At 52.4% G+C, this 1,284-nt stretch carries 1 protein-coding gene; it reads left to right on the top strand.

The features are described from left to right. The first annotated feature begins 140 nt into the window (after positions 1 to 140). Positions 141 to 1,166 carry an amino acid ABC transporter substrate-binding protein gene (locus KDK16_RS02205; protein ID WP_257274464.1) on the top strand — a complete coding sequence of 342 codons (1,026 nt, stop codon included), beginning with the start codon at positions 141 to 143 and terminating at the stop codon, positions 1,164 to 1,166. Positions 1,167 to 1,284: the final 118 nt, after the last annotated feature.

Below are 1,284 nucleotides of genomic sequence, written 5' to 3'. Positions count from 1 at the left end.
GGGGGCTGTGTGGAACGATTTCAGTTCCTGAGAGCTTTATTAGTGGCTGGGGTTGCCAGTCCTGTTCAATAGCGGTAAGGTTCGCGGGTATCAGATGCCTACTGAAAAGTAGTAAAAAAAAACAACAAACGGGATCGATTATGATAAGAAAACTCACAAAATGGGTGGCACCTGTTCTTATGCTGGCAGCGGCCAGTGCCCAGGCGGAGACCGATAGCGACACTCTGGGAACCGTGTTAAGCAAAGGTTACCTGAGTTGTGGTGTCAATACCGGACTGCCGGGGTTTGCAACGCCTGATGAGAAGGGGCAATGGTCTGGCATCGATGTGGATGTCTGCCGTGGCGTGGCAGCGGCGGTTTTGGGCGATGCTTCCAAGGTTAAATACATACCCCTGACGGCCAAGGAGCGTTTTACCGCTCTGCAGTCAGGTGAAATCGACATGCTTTCCCGTAACACCACCTGGACACTCACCCGTGACGCTTCATTGGGTCTGAACTTTGCCGGTGTCAGCTATTACGATGGTCAGGGCTTTTTGGTGAAAAAAGAGCTGGGTGTCACCAGTGCCAAAGAACTGGACGGTGCTGCGATCTGTATTCAGTCCGGTACGACCACTGAGTTGAACCTTGCAGATTATTTTCGCAGCACTGGCATGAAGTACCAGCCTGTTGTCTTTGATACCTCCGACGGTACGGCCAAAGGGTTTGATTCAGGTCGTTGTGATGTCCTGACTTCAGACCAGTCCCAGCTTTATGCTCTGAGACTGCGTTTGTCGAAGCCAGGTCAAGCCGTTGTGCTGCCTGAAGTGATTTCAAAAGAGCCTCTGGGACCACTGGTTCGTCAGGGTGATGACCAATGGTTCAATATTGTGAAGTGGTCTCTGTTCGCCATGATCAATGCCGAAGAGCTGGGGCTGAGTTCGGCCAATATCGACAAGAGCAAGTCTTCAACCAATCCTTCCATTCGCCGCTTCCTGGGTATTGAAGGCCCCAAGGGCAAGGGCATGGGCCTCAAGGATGACTGGGCTTACCAGGTCGTGAAGCAAGTGGGTAACTATGGTGAAGTCTTTGAGCGTAATATCGGCGCATCCTCTCCCCTGAAAATTGAGCGTGGTCTCAATGCCCAGTGGAGCCAGGGCGGTATCCTCTACGCACCAGTGTCTGGATAATGCCAAAACCTGCAGACTGGGATAAAAAATCAAAGCCGGTGCTGATGCCGCGATGCTCTAGATTCGACAGAAGAAACCGCGGCACCGGCCAGTGCGCTGTATTCAGCATCCCAGAGGG

Source organism: Endozoicomonas sp. SESOKO4 (genome assembly GCF_024606275.1).
This window is presented reverse-complemented; position numbering and strand designations above follow the sequence as displayed.

Coding starts and splice junctions, on each gene's coding strand:
- KDK16_RS02205 (WP_257274464.1), top strand. CDS start 141: ATGATAAGAAAACTCACAAAATGGGTGGCACCTGTTCTTATGCTGGCA.